This is a genomic window from Pandoraea terrigena (assembly GCF_902459705.1).
Lineage (GTDB): Bacteria > Pseudomonadota > Gammaproteobacteria > Burkholderiales > Burkholderiaceae > Pandoraea > Pandoraea terrigena.
In genome coordinates, this window is the sequence record NZ_CABPRU010000008.1 from 1 (window position 1) to 14,343 (window position 14,343).

13 protein-coding genes are annotated in these 14,343 nt (G+C 62.0%); 10 read left to right on the top strand and 3 right to left on the bottom strand.

The genetic code is table 11. From position 1 onward, the window contains the following. Positions 1-394: 394 nt before the first annotated feature. Positions 395-1,605 (top strand): IS3 family transposase gene (locus PTE31013_RS16060; RefSeq protein ID WP_150613782.1). Its coding sequence is split into 2 segments (ribosomal slippage): positions 395-710 and positions 710-1,605, totalling 1,212 coding nucleotides; the frame shifts between segments, so codons are not numbered across the junction. Between the two features lie 564 nt (positions 1,606-2,169). Here PTE31013_RS16060 and PTE31013_RS16065 read toward each other — a convergent pair. Next, complete coding sequence (locus PTE31013_RS16065; protein ID WP_150613783.1) at positions 2,170-3,558, bottom strand: NAD-dependent succinate-semialdehyde dehydrogenase; 1,389 nt, start codon at positions 3,556-3,558, stop codon at positions 2,170-2,172. Positions 3,559-3,808: 250 nt separating this feature from the next. Between PTE31013_RS16065 and PTE31013_RS16070 the strand changes: the two genes are divergently transcribed. The 6 genes from PTE31013_RS16070 to PTE31013_RS16095 all read left to right on the top strand — a co-directional run bounded on the left by PTE31013_RS16070 (position 3,809) and on the right by PTE31013_RS16095 (position 10,082). Then, positions 3,809-4,759 (top strand): AraC family transcriptional regulator, encoded by a 951-nt coding sequence (locus PTE31013_RS16070; protein WP_150613967.1) that lies wholly within the window; start codon positions 3,809-3,811, stop codon positions 4,757-4,759. A 27-nt stretch (positions 4,760-4,786) separates the two neighbouring features. Continuing rightward, positions 4,787-5,671 (top strand): LysR substrate-binding domain-containing protein, encoded by an 885-nt coding sequence (locus PTE31013_RS16075; protein ID WP_150613784.1) that lies wholly within the window; start codon positions 4,787-4,789, stop codon positions 5,669-5,671. 152 nt (positions 5,672-5,823) lie between these two features. After that, a complete protein-coding gene (locus tag PTE31013_RS16080; protein ID WP_150613785.1) occupies positions 5,824-7,047 on the top strand; it encodes a CaiB/BaiF CoA transferase family protein in 1,224 nt (407 codons plus the stop codon). 9 nt (positions 7,048-7,056) lie between these two features. Further along, positions 7,057-7,833, top strand: coding sequence for an enoyl-CoA hydratase-related protein (locus PTE31013_RS16085; protein WP_150613786.1), 777 nt, complete (start codon positions 7,057-7,059; stop codon positions 7,831-7,833). Between the two features lie 44 nt (positions 7,834-7,877). After that, positions 7,878-8,669 (top strand): enoyl-CoA hydratase-related protein, encoded by a 792-nt coding sequence (locus PTE31013_RS16090; RefSeq protein WP_150613787.1) that lies wholly within the window; start codon positions 7,878-7,880, stop codon positions 8,667-8,669. A gap of 60 nt (positions 8,670-8,729) precedes the next feature. Beyond that, positions 8,730-10,082, top strand: a complete 1,353-nt coding sequence (locus tag PTE31013_RS16095; protein ID WP_150613788.1) for an MFS transporter — start codon at positions 8,730-8,732, stop codon at positions 10,080-10,082. Positions 10,083-10,235: 153 nt separating this feature from the next. Here the strand turns inward: PTE31013_RS16095 and PTE31013_RS16100 are convergent, their stop codons facing one another. Next, entirely contained in the window at positions 10,236-10,973 is a 738-nt protein-coding gene (locus PTE31013_RS16100; RefSeq protein ID WP_150613789.1) for a riboflavin synthase subunit alpha, read from the bottom strand. Between the two features lie 114 nt (positions 10,974-11,087). On the opposite strand from PTE31013_RS16100, the gene PTE31013_RS16105 reads away from it, so the two are divergent. Together PTE31013_RS16105 and PTE31013_RS16110 are read left to right on the top strand one after the other, a co-directional pair. Further along, the gene (locus PTE31013_RS16105) at positions 11,088-11,342 is read left to right on the top strand and encodes a hypothetical protein (RefSeq protein WP_150613790.1); all 255 of its coding nucleotides are present in this window, start codon (positions 11,088-11,090) and stop codon (positions 11,340-11,342) included. A 54-nt stretch (positions 11,343-11,396) separates the two neighbouring features. After that, positions 11,397-11,627 (top strand): hypothetical protein, encoded by a 231-nt coding sequence (locus PTE31013_RS16110; RefSeq protein ID WP_150613791.1) that lies wholly within the window; start codon positions 11,397-11,399, stop codon positions 11,625-11,627. A gap of 170 nt (positions 11,628-11,797) precedes the next feature. On the opposite strand, the gene PTE31013_RS16115 is transcribed toward PTE31013_RS16110, so the two are convergent. Then, positions 11,798-12,880 (bottom strand): calcium:cation antiporter, encoded by a 1,083-nt coding sequence (locus tag PTE31013_RS16115; protein WP_150613792.1) that lies wholly within the window; start codon positions 12,878-12,880, stop codon positions 11,798-11,800. A gap of 344 nt (positions 12,881-13,224) precedes the next feature. Between PTE31013_RS16115 and PTE31013_RS16120 the strand changes: the two genes are divergently transcribed. Beyond that, complete coding sequence (locus PTE31013_RS16120; RefSeq protein ID WP_150613793.1) at positions 13,225-14,085, top strand: fumarylacetoacetate hydrolase family protein; 861 nt, start codon at positions 13,225-13,227, stop codon at positions 14,083-14,085. Positions 14,086-14,343 lie beyond the last annotated feature (258 nt).

A 14,343-nucleotide genomic window follows, 5' to 3' on the forward strand; every position in this document is an offset into this window, starting at 1 on the left:
CCCCCGAGGAAGCAATGGCCAAGGAATTGGAAACCGCTGGGTTAGCTCAACGTTGCACTTGACTCTTGAGACCGCCCTGTATTTGCGACAACATTCTGTCACGCGCCGGGTGTGTGAGATAGCCGTCAGTTTCGAAGTCAACCATCTGGTTTTGCGATCGCTGGAAATTCGATGACGTAAACGGCATACCGGCCTGAACGAACAACCCGATAGTCACCACGGCTCTCGAAGCCGATGTGTTTTTTTGGATCGTCAGGCGCGACTCTCATCGTGGCGCGAGGGATACCCTCTTCAAGACGCCGAATAGATTTGAGCAAGCCAAAAGCAACATCGAAAACTAGCCTTGCAAAAAAGGGGGCGACCATAGATTTTGACTAACAATAAGCAAGAAGTGATGGAAGTGTTGACGGGGCCGGAGCGCCGGCGGCGGTGGTCGGCGGAAGAAAATCTGGCGATGGTGCGGGAGAGTTTCGAGCCTGGCAAGACAGTCTCGATGGTGGCGCGTCAGCATGGCGTGAATCCGAATCAGCTGTTTCATTGGCGCAAGCTGCATCAGGACGGCGGCTTGTCGGCGGTCAGTGCCGGCGAGGAAGTGGTGCCGGCCTCGGAACTCAGCGACGCGCTCAAGCAAATCAAAGAGCTCCAACGGATGCTGGGCAAGAAGACGATGGAAGTGGAAATCCTGCGCGAAGCCGTGGAGTATGGCCGAGCAAAAAAATGGATTGCGCGCTCGCCATCATTGCCGGGGGACGACCAGTGAAGCGGGTCTGCGACGTTCTCGGTGTAGCGCGCTCGAATATAGCGGAAAAGCTCGCACGGCCTGCTGACTGGCAGGATGGGCGCGCGGCCCGGGAAACGGATGACGTGGGCCTGGTCGAGGAAATCCGCTTGTTCATTGCCGACTTGCCGAGCTATGGTTGCCGACGCGTATGGGGCCTGTTGCGAAGCGAGCGGGAAGCCCGGTGTGCCGCTCCGGTCAACGTCAAGCGGGTGTATCGGGTGATGTGCGTTCACGGCCTGCTGCTGCAGCGCCGAGCACGGCCACCACGCCCTGAGCGACGACACGACGGCGAGGTCGCGGTAGCAAAGAGCAACCAGCGTTGGTGCTCGGATGGCTTTGAGTTTCGTTGTGATAATGGCGAGCCGCTGCGCGTCACGTTCGCGCTAGATTGCTGCGACTGTGAAGCGATGAGCTGGGCAGCGACGACCGGCGGCCACAGTGGCGATGTGGTGCGCGACGTGATGCTCGCCGCCGTCGAAAATCGTTTTGGCACCGCGCTGAGCGCTCCGGCCGAAATCGAATGGCTGACGGATAACGGTTCGGGCTATACGGCGGACAAAACCCGCAGCTTTGCGGCGTCCATCGGCTTGAAGCCGTTGACGACGCCGGTGTGCAGCCCGCAGAGCAACGGCATGGCGGAAAGCTTCGTGAAAACGATGAAACGTGACTATGTCGCCTTCATGCCGAAGCCCGACGCGACAACGGCTGCGCGCAACTTGGCCATTGCATTCGAACACTACAACGAGAAACATCCTCACAGCGCGTTGAAATATCGCTCGCCGCGCGAGTTCCGACGCAGGACCGATTCATTAACCTTAGTGTGAGGCGGTGTCCGGAAGTACGGGGACAAATCCAGGTATCTCGGTGATTGGTTTACCGTGAGAGGTAGGGGACGCGCATGCCTGCGAGGGGTGCGGGCCGAAGTATCGCCAGATAACGAGGCGAAATTCCGCCACCGTATCCAGGCGTGCATTGCTACGGATGTTGAACTCGGCGATGCGACACTTGGCAAGACGCAGGAGTACCTGCGCCGCTTTTTGGGTGCAATGCCTACTGACGATCACAAACAGTTAGTTAAATTTGCGTGCAGAGTGGCCGAATCACGGGGTGCTTCACCCAACGTGCTTATCGAGGCCGCGGCTCAATTTCGTTCCACTGGCGGCGTGGTGAGACGGCGGGCACGACTGCAGTAAGACGGCAGCAAGGTAGGGGCCGAGTGCGTTGTTCTAATGGGATGTGGACGGGCAACGAGGCTGCCTCTAGTATCGTCATCTGTTGGGGCGACGGGCCCCGAACGCGCTGGCGATGTCGATCATGCGCAGCGTGCCGAGCGGCCGGGCAATCAACGTTTCGTCGATGCCCGGCCCCGGGGAATCACGCAACCGAATCTATCGAGCCGCGTCGCCCAACCCAGCCATCAACATGTACTTCACATGCACATACTCTTCGATGCCGTAATAGCTGCCCTCCCGACCATAGCCCGACTGCTTGACCCCGCCAAACGGCACGGAAGCGGTGCCCACCGAGCCTGAGTTCAGGATCACCATGCCGGCTTCGATGTCGCGCGAGAGGCGAAATGCCCGGCCGAGATCGCGCGTGAATGCGTAGGCGACCAGACCGTATTCGGTGGCGTTTGCGCGCGCGATGACTTCCTGCTCGGAGGCGAATGTGTAGATGGGGAATACCGGGCCGAAGATTTCGGTCGAGCAGATCTCCATGTCGTCGGAGAGGTGGGTGAGGATGGTCGGCGCATAGAAGAGCCCGCCGTTGTTGTGTAGCCGCCCGCCGAGCAGCGTTTTCGCGCCGCTGCTTTGTGCCTGTTCGACGAGCCGCGACACCTTGTCGAGCGCGGCCTGGTTGATCAGCGGCCCCACCACGAAGTCGGGCTGCAATCCCTGATCTACGCGGACTTGCTCGACGGCTTCCTTCAAACGCTGTACGAAGCGATCGTGAATACCGGCCTGCACATAGATACGGTTCGGCGAGATGCAGACCTGTCCCGAGTTGCGTAGTTTCGCGGCAACCAGTCCTGACAGCGCCTGTTCGATGTCCGCATCGTCGAACACGATGAACGGCGCGTTGCCGCCGAGTTCCATCGTCAGCTTTTTGAGCGTATCCGCGCTTTGCCGTGCGAGCAGCCGGCCGATTTGGGTCGACCCGGTGAACGAGATTTTCCGGATGCGCGGGTCGCTGGTCATCAGGCCGCCGATGGTGGCGGGGTCGCCGGTCACCATTTCAAAAACGCCCTCGGGAATGCCGGCGTGTCTTGCGTATTCAAGCAGCTTGTAGGCGGTCAGCGGCGTTTCCTCGGCCGGCTTGATGATAATCGTGCAACCGGCCGCAAGTGCGGTGGCGACCTTGCGCGCAATCATCATGAACGGGAAGTTCCACGGCGTGATCGACGCTACCGGGCCGATCGGATCCTTGGTGACCAGCACGGCGGCATCGGCGGCGTGCGATGGAATCGTGTCGCCATATACGCGCCGGGCTTCTTCCGCATACCATTCGATGAAGCCCAGGCCGTAGTCGATTTCGCCGAGCGCTTCGGTCAGGCACTTGCCGTTCTCGCGCGAGATCAGCTCGCCGAAGTCCTGCCTGTCTTGCCTGACCAGCTCGAACCACTTGCGCAGCAGGTCGCTGCGCTGCCTGGCCAATGTTCGCGACCATGCATGGAACGCGGTGCAGGTGCGATCGATCGCCTCGCGCACTTCCTGCTCCGAGTGGTGTTTGACGTGGCCGACGATGCTGCCGTCAGCAGGGTTTCTTACTTCGATCATGACGTTTCCTCGAGTTCGTGTAGGGATGGCGATTGTCGTGAGCGCGCGGCCTGCGCGATGGGCGCCCACCGACGACACGATGGCTGTACGAGCGTTCTCGACAATCTTGCGGTCATGTTATGAGCGCGGGCCGACGCAGCAAACGCGCATTCATCTGTGATTCTTGCCTGATCCTATGAGCGACTGGTGCTTTGGCCGGCTGCATGCGAAACTGCACCGGTCGACCGCTACGGTTTGTCTTTCCGCTGCCATGGACCCCGCATCCAAACGTCAAGAGCGCCTGCGCCAACAGATGATCGATTTGTTGCTCGAGCTCGCGCCCAACGAGGGCTATAACCTCTCGCCGCTGCCCGATATTCGCTTCCTGCGTTCGAATCGGTCGTTGACCAGAACGCCAGTGCTCTATGAGCCGGGCATCGTGATCGTGTGCCAGGGGCGCAAGCGCGGCTTCTGGGGCGATCAGGTCTATCTTTACGATGCCCAGCGTTATCTGGTGGTCTCAGTGCCGTTGCCGTTTTCGATGGAGACCGACGCGAGCGAAGCCGAGCCGTTACTGGCGATCTATTTGCGGCTGGATTTCGGCATTGCCGCCGATTTGCTGCTACAGCTCGAGGAGCACGAAGCGATGACGCCGATGCCACCTCGCGGCATGGCAACCACCACGCTCGATATACAGCTGGGGCAGAGCGTCTTGCGCTTTTTGCAGGCCATGTTGAATCCTCTTGAGGCTCAGATCCTCGGGCCGGCGCTGGTGCGGGAAATCTATTTCCGGGTTTTCTTGGGCGAGCAGGGCGGCTCGATGCGCGCCGCTTTGAGTCGCCAAGGCAATTTCGGCCGCATTTCCCGCGCGATCCGCAAGATTCATACAAATTTTGCGGAACCGTTGACGGTGGAGGAACTCGCCGCCGAAGCGCGCATGAGCGTGCCGACTTTCCATGTGCACTTCAAGGCGGTGACCGACACCTCGCCCCTGCAGTACATCAAGTCCACGCGCTTGCATCAGGCGCGGCTCCTGATGGCGCGGCTCGGCACGACCGCGGCGGCGGCGAGTAGCCAGGTCGGTTATGAAAGTCCGTCTCAATTCAGTCGCGAGTTCAAGCGGCTGTTCGGTGGCAGCCCATTACAGGAAATCGCGCGCATGAAGCGCAATTTTGCGCTGCCCGACGAAGGCGCACCGTCGATTTTTGTATCGTCGCACTAACCCATACTCTCTGGACAACCCTCGAACATGGCCCGCCGCGACTCGCTTCCGCCACTCAATCCCACGCGCGCCTTCGAGGCGACCGGGCGTCTGCTCAGCATTTCGAAGGCGGCCGACGAACTGGCCGTCACCCCGGCGGCGGTGAGCCGGCAGGTCAGGGCGCTTGAGGATTTTCTGAAGGCGCCGCTGTTCGAGCGGGTGCGCGGCGGTCTCGTGTTGACCGCGGTGGGCGCTCGTTATCTGTCGGAGTTGATGCCGCTTTTCGCCACGCTGCGCGAAGCGACGGAGGCGATCGTGTCTGGCAGCCAGAGCAACAATGTGCTGCGCATCCGCTCGCCGGCCACGTTCGCGGTGCGCTGGCTGATTCCGCGGCTGGCCAGCTTTCACCGGCTAAATCAAAACATCGATGTGCAATTGACCACGTCGTCGGCGCCGCTGAACTTCGCGCTGGAAGACATTGACGCGGGCATTCAACTGGGCGATGGTGACTGGCCCGGCATGAACACGCAGCGCCTGATTCCCAACGAACTGGTGCCGGTGGCTGCGCCCATGCTCACCTTGAAAAGGCCGAGACAGCTCGAAAGTCAAACGCTGCTGCATTCGCTCGCTCGCGCCGACGACTGGGGGCTGTGGCTGGCCGCCGCGGGCGTGTCGAGAATCAACGCACTGCGCGGCATGCGCTATGAGACATCGCTGCTGGCATACCAGGCGGCGATCGAGGGGCACGGCGTGGCGATCGCACAGAAGGCGCTGGTCGAGAAGGATTTGGCCGACGGCACGCTGGTCATCCCGTTTGGACCGACACTCGATCGCGGCGCATACACCTACTATTTCGCATGGCCCTCGGGCAAGCGGCAGACAGCAGCCTTGCGCGCGTTTCGCGAATGGCTTGCCACGGTGGTGCAAAGCTAGCGCTTGCGATGCGGCACATCGCTTTACAAAAAGTCAAAAGGTACGATCAATAAAGTCGTTTGTCCGCGCTACGTGCGCTCTCTATCCTGTTCTCAATGGCTGCAAATCAGTGACACGAATGTCATTTGCAGCGCGGAACTGGATAGGAAAAAATGATAAGAGACAGTCTTCGAGGCATACGCGTGCTGGATTTTTCGCACGTGCTGGCCGGGCCGGTTTGCTCCATGATGCTTGCCGATCTCGGTGCGGACGTGGTCAAGATCGAGCCGCCGTTCGGTGAGCTGGGGCGCAAGATCGGCCCACCATGGATCAACGGCGAGAGCGTCGCCAATCTCAGTGTCAATCGCAATAAGCGCAGTCTGGCGATCGATCTGAAAACCGAGGCTGGCCAGAGAACGATAAGGGAGATGGTCCGGCAGGCCGACGTGATTGTCGAGAACTTCCGGCCCGGCGTCATGGCGACGTGGGGTCTGGATTATGCGTCGCTTGAAGCAACTCACGGCAAGCTGGTCTATTGCTCGATCTCTGCGTTCGGACAAACCGGTGCTGCACGCAGTCGTCCGGCCGTCGACGGCATTATCCAGGCCGCCAGCGGGTTGATGAGCACGCTCGGTGAGCCTGGTTCGGCGCCGTTGAAGGTTCCGGTGCCGGTCGCGGACATGGTGGGCGGCTATATGGCCACCATTGCCGTGCTCGCGGCACTGCACCAGGTCCGATGCAGTGGCGCGGGCCAACATCTGGACATTAGCTTGTTTACGGCGGCCGTTACGCTGCAGCAGGTCGGCTTCACGTCGTTTCTCGCCTCCAACACCGACCCCGAAAAGGTCGGCAGCGCGGCGCCTTACGCCTCTCCGAACGAGGCGTTTCAAACTCGCGACGGCTGGCTGATGATTGCCGCCTATCATCCGCATCGATGGACGTCGCTTTGCGAGGTGCTCGACCTGCCGCATCTCGAATCGGACCCGCGCTTTGTCACCAACACGGATCGCGTGCGCAATCGGGCTGCCCTGCGCCGCGCGCTGGACGAATGCTTCGTGACCCGAACCACGTCCGAATGGATCGACCTGTTGGCTGCTCGCGACATTCTGTGTGCTCCGGTTTCGACGTACAGCGAGGTGGTGAATTCCCGCGAGTATCGCGAAAGCGGAATCGATTCGAGCGTCGATCATCCAATTGCCGGCAAGGTGCGGCTGCCGGGCTTTGTGCTCGGCAAAAGTGACGATCTGCGTACGACGGACGTCGCCGCGCCGCTCGTCGGGCAGCACTCGATCGAAGTCCTCCAGGAATACGGCGTCGCCAATGAAGAGATCGCCGAGTTGCTTGGCCGGGGCGTGATCCGGACCGCCGCTGCGCAAGAAGCGGCGGCCTCTTTATAGGAGGTGGGTGTGAAGCGCGTTCCCCTAATTACCGAGAATCATCGAAATGTCGCGTTGCTCAGGCTGGCATCGGACAACCCTTTGAACCCGCTAACGGATGACCTGGTTGATGCGTTAGGAGATGCCCTCGGGCGGATCGATGCCGACGACGCCGTGCATGCCACTGTCATCACCGGCTCGGACAAGGCATTTGCAGCCGGCGCTGACATTGCGGCGATGTCGGTGCTGAATTACGCCGATGCTTTTCAATCGGACTACGTCGGCCGGAACTGGGATTGCATCCGTGCGCATCGCAAACCGCTGGTTGCCGCGGTTCAGGGGTATGCGCTTGGCGGCGGATGTGAACTGGCAATGATGTGCGACATCGTGATCTGCGCGGACGACGCCACGTTCGGTCAGCCGGAAGTCAAGCTGGGCATTGTGCCCGGCGCGGGCGGAACGCAACGTCTGCCGCGCGCCGTGGGCAAGTCGCTGGCGATGCAGATGTGCCTGACCGGCGTGTCGATTTCGGCACAGCAGGCCTTGGCCTCCGGCCTCGTCTCCGGGGTCGTCGCCTGCGAGCGGCTGGTTGCCGAGGCGCTCGACATCGCCGGCTCGATCGCAAGACACTCCCTGCCGGTTCTGATGGCGATCAAGGAAGCGGTGGGCCGATCCTTTGAGTCGTCCCTGGGCGACGGACTGTTATTCGAGCGACGGCTTTTTCATTCTGGCTTCGCGTTGCACGACCAGAAGGAAGGCATGGCGGCGTTCCTGCAGAAGCGAGCGCCGGAATTTCTCAATAAGTGAGTATCTGTATGAATGGTTACGCAATGAACTCCAGGCAGGATGACATGACGACCGGCGAGGCGCAAGGCGAAGGATTAGTTTTGACCTGTGTCGCCGACGGCGTGATGACAATCACGCTGAATGAACCGAAAACCGGTAACGCGCTCGATGTGGCGATGACCGAAGCGCTGGCCGCGGCCCTGGAGCGGGCCAGCGGGCTTTCGAACGTGCACTGCGTTCTGCTGAGGTCCTCGGGCAGGCATTTCTGCACGGGCGGCAATGTGAAGGATATGGAGGCTGGCGCCGACCTGATGCAAGGCTCGGTCGAGGCGGTCAGGGAGCGCCTCGCAGGGAGCCTGCATCGCATTACCCGCGCGTTGCATGCGCTGCCGGTGCCGTCCATTGCCGCGGTCAATGGTGCCGCGGTGGGCGCGGGATTCGATGTCGCATTGATGTGCGATTTGCGCATTGCCGCGGAAAACGCCCGCTTCGCGGAAAGCTTTCTGCGGCTCGGCCTGGTCTCCGGCATCGGCGGCGCCTGGTTCCTCGCCCGGATCGTCGGCGTGGCCAAGGCGATGGAGTTGACGCTGACCAGCGAGTTCATCGATGCGCGCCGAGCCCTCGATGCCGGCATCGTCTCGCATGTCGTGGCCGACGACGCACTGGACGCGGCGGCGGAACGACTGGCTGGAAAAATCGCCAGCAGCCCGTCACATGCCCTGCGCATGGCCAAGCAATTGGTCCGCCAATCGGCGGAGGCGTCGTTGCCGGCGGCGTTGGAGATGGCAGCCTCGATGCAGGCCATTCTCCTTTGCGGCGAAGAGCATAAGGCCGCGGTTCGCCAGTTTCTAAAGTAAAGCGTCGGCAGACGACGCGCTCTATGTAACGCAAATAAAAATCAGTGGAAGGAGACAGTCATGAATACGCATCATCGCCAGCCGGCGGCGCCACGGCAAATGTTGAAAATCATCGCAACCTCGAGCCTGGGAACGATGCTCGAGTACTACGACTTCTTCGTGTATGTCGCGCTGACGGGAACGCTAACGCAATTGTTTCTGCCATCGGCGGATAGAACCGTCGCTGCGCTCGTGGGCGTCGCGACGTTTGGCATCGCCTATCTGGCCAGGCCAATCGGCACGATTATCTTTAGCCCCATGGCGGATCGGATCGGGCGCAAGAAGACCTTTGTCATCACACTGGCGTTGATGGGCATCGCGACGGTCGGCATCGGTTGTTTGCCGACTTATGGCGCTGTCGGCGTTGCGGCGCCCGTCGCGTTGCTGGTGCTGCGCATTACGCAAGGCATTGCGCTCGGTGGGGAGTATGGCTCGGCTGTCGTCTATGTGGTCGAATACGCACCGCAGGACAAGCGCGGCATGTTCACGAGCGTGTTGCAGAGCACGGCCGGGGTCGGGCTGTTGCTCGCCCTGGCGATCGTGTCGGCATTGCGACTGACGCTCGACGCCCACGCATTCGCCGCCTGGGGCTGGCGCGTGCCGTTCCTGGTCTCCGCGCCGATCGTCGCAATTGCAACGATGATTCGGCTGGGCATGAAGGAGACGCCGGTGTTCGTGGAGATGCAGGCAAGCGGGCGTTTGTCGAAAGCGCCCCTGTCCGACACGGTGACGAGCAAAACCTCATGGAAAGCCATTCTGGTCGCGATCTTCGGTGCCCAGGGAGGCACCTCGGTATCGCTGTACACGTCGGTTGTCTATATGCTGTACTTTCTGCAGAACGTGCTCAAGGTCGAGCCGACTCACGCCAGTCTTTGCGTGGCGGTCGGCATCGTGATCGCGACGCCGATGTTCCCGGTGTTCGGCCGCTTATCCGATCGAATCGGGCGAGCTCGCGTCATGTTCATCGGCATCTTGGTATGGATGGCCTGCGCGTATCCGGCCTTTGCGGGGATCCGCACAGGCGTGCTCAACGGGGCCTGGGGCGTGGTTGCGGCACTCATCACGGTACTCGCCGTGCTGACCGCCATGATCATGGCGCCGCTACCCGCATTTATTGCCGAGTGCTTTCCGCCTCAGAGCCGGACGACCGGATTCGGACTCGCGCAGCAACTGGGCAACATCCTGTTTGGGGGATTCCTGCCGCTGATCAGTTTGTCGCTGGTAGCGCTGACCGGCAATCAATTGGCAGGGGTCGCCTACTCGATTACGTCACTGGTACCTTGCCTTGCCGTTACCTACTTCTGGGGATTCAAGCGAGACCGGGCTAGTCGCCGATCAGAGGTGATGAGTGCGCCAGCACCTGTTGGCGACTGAAGCATTCTGCAAATTTCCTTATCGCGTGCGGCCAGCGAACACAGCGACAATCCACACATTGTCGCTGTGTTGCATGGGTGGGCGCGGTGTGTTTGAGCAGATTGCCAGCACGTGGGTTTGCTAGCTACCCATCTAGCGTGGAGTACGGCAGGCTCAGGCCTTGGACGCCGGTTTATCGTTGGCCGTGCCTGCGGGCAACTGCGGCACCGACACGAAATCGTCAAGCGAGAGGCCCTTTTCCTTGAGCAGCGCCTCCAGCACCGGTTGCAGACGGCCGAGACTTTCCTGCACGGCTTCGCGCACCGTGTCGACCACCACCTGCGTACTCCGCTCGATCTCGATGTTGACCCGCGTGCCGGCGAGCTTGTCCTCGAACGTCGTCATGCGGCGTGTCTCGGGAATCAGCCACACTTCGAACCAGCCTTCGTGGCGATTGACTTCCGAGACCGTCAGGCTCGCGCCGTTGATCGCGATGTATCCCTTCGCGAAGACATACTTGCGGAACGCTTCGGGAATTGCGATACGCAACACGCGGTTGGTGTCCGACGTGCGCACGCTGAGGATGTCAGTTGAGAAGTCGATGTGGCCCGAGAGGGGATGGCCACCAATTTCGGCGCCATCCTTGGCTGCGCGCTCGACATTGACCTGTGCGCCCGGGCCGAAGCCGCCGAGTGTCGTGACGTTCAGGCTCTGGAGAATGACGTCGAACGACGCGCTGGTGGGCGAAAGCAACTGCGTGACCGTCAGGCAAACGCCGTCGACCGAGACGCTGGCCCCGAGCGCCAGGTCTTCGCAGAAGCCCTCGGGAAACGCGAGATCGAGGGTGCGCATGCCGTCGCGATCTTCGATGGACGACAGTGTGGCCGTGCCTTGAACAATTCCGGTAAACATCGTGATGTCGGTAACTAGAGTCGTGGGTTGCTATGTCGCAGTATTCTACTGCGTTGCGCCGGTATGCCGCTCGGCATGCGACGTGCTACGATGCCGCCTTTTCACGGGATCGACATGGGTTTCGAAGGTTGCCTGCTGGCGGAGGACTTTTACTATTGGGCGGAGACGTCGCCCGCGCCGGACGGGCAATTCCACGGCGTGGTGCATTTCACCGGCTGGCGCGACGTGGACGACGTCATCGAAACGCTGGACCCGCCGCTAACCCACACCACGCCTGAGGCCTATCGCTGGGCCAACGACGCGCTCGAAGCCGCGCACGCGCTGGCCAAGGCGCTGGCCGCCGACGGTAGCCTCGGCATCGATCTCTGAACGACTGGAATTCACCCGGCCTGCCTGAGGGGCAAGCCCATCACGGACCGCATCATGACACAGACGAAATTTGAGATTCAAAAGCGCAAGGGCCTGAAGATCGACGCCAGCGTGCGTCGCGGCCCGCAAGGCGGCAAGCAAGTCGGCGCGCAAAACAAGCGCAATGCAGTCGGCAGCAAGCTGCTCGGGGCGTTGCTCGGCACCCCAACGGACGAAGCGACTGACGTCGCCGCCGCCGGCACGACCGACAACGACGCGAAAAAACAGGGCGCCGACAAGGCCTGAGCGCGCCGAGTGCGCGGCTGACGCGACGACGCCACGTCCGCGTCCGCCGCGGCAACCCGCGCGTCGAACAAACGCGATTGACGAACGGAGCCAACGAAAACGTCGGACGAACGCGTCAAACGATCACGCCAGATGAACGCTTTGCGCTAGCGCGCTGGGCGGCCCGCAGGTCAGGGGACGACCGCCAGGAACAGGAACGCGGCGAACAGCACCAGATGGACGGCGCCTTGCAGCACGGTGGTGCGTCCGGTGCCGAGCGTGATCACGCCGACCAGCAGCGTTACGGCGAGCAGGACCGTTTCCTTCGGTGCGAGACCCAGTTCAATGGGCTGATCTAGCATGAGCGAGACCGCCGCGACGGTCGGAATCGTCAGCCCGATACTCGCCAGCGCCGAGCCGAGCGCCAGGTTCAGGCTCGTCTGCAGTTTGTTCGCTCGCGCGGCACGCAGGGCCGCCAGTCCTTCCGGCAGCAATACCAGCGCGGCAATCACGATCCCGACCACCGCCTTCGGCGCACCGGCCTCGGCAACGGCCTGTTCGACAGCCGGCGACAGCTTCTTCGCCAGGCCGACCACCGCCAGCAACGCCACCACCAACAACCCCAGACTCAACACGGCCGTGCGACGCGACGGCGGTGCCACGTGCACTTCTTCGCTCGGCGCTTTGGCCAGGAAGTAATCGCGATGGCTCACCGTCTGCACGAACACGAACACCATGTACAGCACGAGCGAGATCATGCCTTCGAAGGCCAGTTGCGACGCCGTCAGTCCGGGGCCCAGTACCGAGCTGGTGTAGTTCGGCAGCACCAGCGTGAGTACCGACAACGCGCACAGCACCGCGAGCGCGGCACTCGCGCCTTCGACATGGAAGCCCTGCGTGTGATGGCGTACTCCACCAAAGAGCAGGCACAGGCCGACGATCCCTGTCGAGACGATCATAATGGCCGCGAACACTGTATCGCGCGCGAGTCCGGCCTTGTCGGGTCCGCCCGAGAGCATCACCGACACGATCAGGGCCACTTCGATGATCGTGACGGCCACGGCCAGCACGAGCGTGCCGAACGGCTCGCCGACCTTGTGGGCGACTGTTTCGGCATGGTGCACGGCGGAGAACACGGCGCCGGCCAGCGCTGCTGCACATACCGCGAGCGCGGTGCCATAGGGCAGGAAGCCGGCGATGCCGAGCACGCCGAGGGCCACGATTGGCGTGTACGTGGTCCAGTGCCCCAGATTGGCGGTCTTTGAGGAGGACATCGTCGGAGACTCCAGGATTCGGGGAACGGGTCAGGCGCGAAGTACGACAGATGCCGCGACGGCTGGAACGTTGCCTCGATGAGAACGTCGGGCCGGCGGGTCATGGTCGCAGAAAAGTGACACCCCGACAACAGCAAGGTGTTGAGGTCTCACGCCGTGAATCGTCAGTCTGTCGAGACGCACATGAACACATGATCCTCAGTGACCATGCCTTGGTTGCCGAGTGCGAACGTGCCGAGAAGTGCCGTGGGTTGAACGACACGTCGTGCATATTTCGCGCCGCTATTGACGCCCTGGGGGCGACGCGCGTACTGTCACGCTCAATTTCGCGAGGAGACATTGCTTTGAAACTGCTGCGTTTCGGCCCGAAGGGCCAGGAAAAGCCGGGCCTGCTCGACGCCGACGGCAATGTGCGTGATCTCTCGGGAGTGCTGGTCGACATTACGCCGCAGACACTGAGCCCGCAGGGACTCGTGGCATTGCGCGCGCTGGATCCGGCGACGTTGCCGGTGGTGAAATCGCCGGGGCGTCTGGGCGTGCCATTCACGGGGCTGGGCAAGTTCCTGGCCGTTGGGCTGAACTACAGCGACCATGCGGCCGAAGCTGGTTTGGATGCGCCATCCGAGCCGGTGCTGTTTACCAAGTGGGAGAACTGCCTGAACGGCCCGAATGACCCGGTGGTGCTGCCCAAGAACGCCGTCAAGGGCGATTGGGAGGTCGAACTGGGCTTCGTGATCGGCAAGACGGCCCGCTATGTGCCGATCGAAGACGCCCTCGACTACGTGGCGGGGTATTGCCTCGTGAACGACGTCTCCGAGCGCGAGTACCAGATCGAGCGCGGTGGCACGTGGGACAAGGGCAAGGGCTTCGACACGTTCGGTCCGGTCGGCCCGTGGCTGGTGACAACCGACGAGATTGGCGATCCGCAACAACTGGGCTTGTGGCTCGACGTGAACGGTGTGCGCCGCCAGACGGGCCACACGTCGAAGATGATCTTCAGCGTGGCGTATCTCGTGCATTACATGAGCCAGTTCGCCACGCTCAAGCCGGGCGATCTGGTGACAACCGGCACGCCGCCGGGCGTCGGCCTGGGGCAGAAGCCGCCGGTGTTCCTCAAGCCGGGCGACGTCATGCATCTGGGTATCGATGGCCTGGGCGAGCAAACGCAGGAAGTCCGCGCATACGATACGCGCTGGCTCGACTGAGCGCGTTCCTGTCGCTCGCTGCCGAGAGGCGCTCGAGCGACGCGGGCGATCGGGTCTTCCGGGGCATTGACGGCCAGTCGATGGTCTGGCGCGGCGTGACCTGCGCCGCGAGCGGTGCGCGAGGCGGGCGGTGCAGGTGACGCGATGCCCGCCTCGCCATGCCCGGCAGCCCGCTCTCTGTCCGATGTCTGCTGGGAGTTGTCCGTCCTTTGGCCCGGAAAATTCTGCCTCGGTATGGCCAGGTGACGCAAAGTCGTG

Excerpts from the sequence above, each read along its gene's own strand:
- PTE31013_RS16090 (WP_150613787.1), top strand. The coding sequence starts at position 7,878 with ATGACGACCGGCGAGGCGCAAGGCGAAGGATTAGTTTTGACCTGTGTC.
- PTE31013_RS16105 (WP_150613790.1), top strand. The coding sequence starts at position 11,088 with ATGGGTTTCGAAGGTTGCCTGCTGGCGGAGGACTTTTACTATTGGGCG.
- PTE31013_RS16110 (WP_150613791.1), top strand. The coding sequence starts at position 11,397 with ATGACACAGACGAAATTTGAGATTCAAAAGCGCAAGGGCCTGAAGATC.
- PTE31013_RS16080 (WP_150613785.1), top strand. The coding sequence starts at position 5,824 with ATGATAAGAGACAGTCTTCGAGGCATACGCGTGCTGGATTTTTCGCAC.
- PTE31013_RS16095 (WP_150613788.1), top strand. The coding sequence starts at position 8,730 with ATGAATACGCATCATCGCCAGCCGGCGGCGCCACGGCAAATGTTGAAA.
- PTE31013_RS16070 (WP_150613967.1), top strand. The coding sequence starts at position 3,809 with ATGGACCCCGCATCCAAACGTCAAGAGCGCCTGCGCCAACAGATGATC.
- PTE31013_RS16115 (WP_150613792.1), bottom strand. The coding sequence starts at position 12,880 with ATGTCCTCCTCAAAGACCGCCAATCTGGGGCACTGGACCACGTACACG.
- PTE31013_RS16065 (WP_150613783.1), bottom strand. The coding sequence starts at position 3,558 with ATGATCGAAGTAAGAAACCCTGCTGACGGCAGCATCGTCGGCCACGTC.
- PTE31013_RS16075 (WP_150613784.1), top strand. The coding sequence starts at position 4,787 with ATGGCCCGCCGCGACTCGCTTCCGCCACTCAATCCCACGCGCGCCTTC.
- PTE31013_RS16100 (WP_150613789.1), bottom strand. The coding sequence starts at position 10,973 with ATGTTTACCGGAATTGTTCAAGGCACGGCCACACTGTCGTCCATCGAA.